Origin of the sequence: Candidatus Palibaumannia cicadellinicola, assembly GCF_002855795.1 — a bacterium.
GTDB lineage: Bacteria > Pseudomonadota > Gammaproteobacteria > Enterobacterales > Enterobacteriaceae > Baumannia > Baumannia cicadellinicola_C.
This window is the reverse complement of record NZ_NJPO01000036.1, coordinates 1-2,382: the sequence shown is the minus strand read 5'-3', so window position 1 is coordinate 2,382 and position 2,382 is coordinate 1. Positions and strand designations below refer to the sequence as shown.

Annotated in this window: 3 protein-coding genes; all 3 read right to left on the bottom strand. The window is 37.5% G+C overall.

The features are described 5' to 3' along the window. Positions 1-49: 49 nt before the first annotated feature. Positions 50-562 carry a disulfide bond formation protein DsbB gene (gene dsbB / locus CEX73_RS00605; RefSeq protein ID WP_101626693.1) on the bottom strand — a complete coding sequence of 171 codons (513 nt, stop codon included), beginning with the start codon at positions 560-562 and terminating at the stop codon, positions 50-52. 124 nt (positions 563-686) lie between these two features. Further along, positions 687-1,685, bottom strand: a complete 999-nt coding sequence (gene gap, locus CEX73_RS00600) for a type I glyceraldehyde-3-phosphate dehydrogenase (RefSeq protein ID WP_101626692.1) — start codon at positions 1,683-1,685, stop codon at positions 687-689. Positions 1,686-1,796: 111 nt separating this feature from the next. Further along, a partial coding sequence (locus CEX73_RS00595) for a S49 family peptidase (protein ID WP_260080915.1) occupies positions 1,797-2,382 on the bottom strand: 586 nt, incomplete at its 5' end.

The window sequence follows — 2,382 nt, the reverse complement described above, 5'->3', positions numbered from 1 at the left end:
TCTCTGATATCTGAAATATCAGGTTTAAGATTAAACAATTGAGTAGATTTTATTTAGTTAAAAAACAAATTTGTACAAATAAAATGATTATACCAATGGCTAGATATATTGCGAATATGATAATCATCCATTGTGTGATTGCTAGTGAAAGAAAGTGTAACTGATGTGTCGTACAATTACCGGTTGCATTGAATAGAACCGGCAATAATTTATCTAGTTTCAGCCAACTAGGAAAACTAACCAAAAAATCACAGACAACAAAAGGTGAAGGATATAACTGAAGATCGGTATGTTTAATAGCTGATAGCAGCCCTTTCCATGCGCTGTAGAGCCAGAAACCCAGTCCGATAAAACGCAATGGCGTCGAAGGTGATATAGCTCCAACCAGACCTGCAATCATCACGCCATATAGGGCAAAACGTTGGTAGATACATAGCACGCAAGGATTGATAAGCATAAAGTACTGGAAATAGAGCCCAACTAATTCCAAACTAAAAGCGGTTAGTGCAAGTAACAACCATGCTTTTCGAGTAATAGAGTATCTATATATCAATTGTAACATGTTTTAATCAAACAGATCAAACAGTAAGACATACCATAGTATTTATGATGCTGCTAATCAGAGATTAATATGCTCTACGAGACGAGAAAAAAAATTCTTTATTGACCGCTTTTTCAAAGCTATGTTACTTATTAGCAATATAAGAGATCAGATCTAACACTTTATTAGAATAGCCAGTTTCGTTATCATACCAAGCAACTAGTTTTACAAAATGTTTGTTCAGAGCAAGACCAGCTTTAGCATCAAAAACGGATGTGAGTATTTCGCCGTTAAAATCAGTTGAAACGACGTTTTCATCCGTATAACCCATTATACCTTTCAACTCATCTTCTGATGTTTGTTTAATAACAGAGCAAATTTCTTCATACGAAGTCGATTTGTTCAGACGTGCAGTTAAATCTACTACCGACACATTTGGGGTAGGAACACGGAAAGATATACCAGTTAGCTTACCATTGAGCTGAGGAATCACTTTCCCTACGGCTTTGGCCGCTCCAGTTGAGGATGGAATGATGTTCTGAGATGCTCCTCTGCCCCCACGCCAATCTTTATACGAAGGGCTATCAACGGTTTTTTGAGTCGCGGTCATTGCATGTACCGTGGTCATTAATGCTTCAACGATACCAAATTGGTCATTGATTACTTTAGCTAATGGCGCTAAACAGTTAGTAGTGCATGAAGCGTTAGACACAATGTCTTGCCCGTCGTAAGACTTATGATTGACACCCATAACAAACATAGGTGTGTTATCTTGAGATGGTCCGGTAAGCACCACTTTTTTCGCTCCAGCAGTGATGTGCTTACGTGCCCTTGCATCAGTTAGAAAAATTCCCGTTGCTTCAGCAACTATGTCTACTCCCACTGCGTTCCATTTTAAATCAATCGGATCTTTTTCAGAGGTACAACGGATGGTTTTACCATTAACAATTAAATCATTGTCGTCTACTACGACTGTTCCGTTAAATATACCATGAGTTGAATCATATTTTAACATATAACCCATGTAGTCAGTATTCAATAGGTCGTTGATGGCAACGATTGAAATATCATCACGTTTCTGCGCCGCGCGGAAAATCATACGGCCAATACGACCAAAACCGTTGATACCTATTTTGATAGTCATAATTTCACCAGTAATGAAAAAGTGAATAAAAATATTTGATCATATTAGCATATCATTAATCTGTCAGCCCTAGTATGTTCCGAGGAAAAAGATATTTTTCTTCTTTAGCTGCTATGTATTTGAGTCCCATATTTGTGCACAATTGATGCATGCTGCATAGTAGTTTTGAGGATCTAACAAACCTAAGCCAATATCTTTCTTCATAAGCTGTGCTATCTGGTTTATTGGGGTCGGTAGAAAAGCCGACACAGCAGCATTAATTTGCGTCAATAGCATATTAATAAGATTAGGTTCATTGACATACCAATTGAGTTGATACTGATCAATGTTAGCTAGCTGAGCAGCTTGATTAACAGCATCATCAAAATCACCTAGTTGATCTACCAGACCTTGATTTATAGCATCACTACCAATCCATACATGACCCTGAGCAAGATTTTCTATTTCATCCCAAGTCTTGTTACGGGATTCAGCTACCAGGGCGATGAATTTGTTATAACAATTCTCTATGTTAAGCTGTATTAATTCTGAGAACTCTACTGGTAATTTTTTAGTGATCGACATTCCGGCTATTGGAGAAGTAGTAACTCCATCAGTATGTACCCCAATACTGTCGAGCAAATTCTCTACCGTATGAATTATACTAAAAATACCAATAGAACCAGTAATGGTACTAGGGCTAGCGATAATAACGTTT

Bases quoted from the DNA above. Each gene is read 5' to 3' on its own strand.
- dsbB (WP_101626693.1), bottom strand. From the start codon at position 562: ATGTTACAATTGATATATAGATACTCTATTACTCGAAAAGCATGGTTG.
- gap (WP_101626692.1), bottom strand. From the start codon at position 1,685: ATGACTATCAAAATAGGTATCAACGGTTTTGGTCGTATTGGCCGTATG.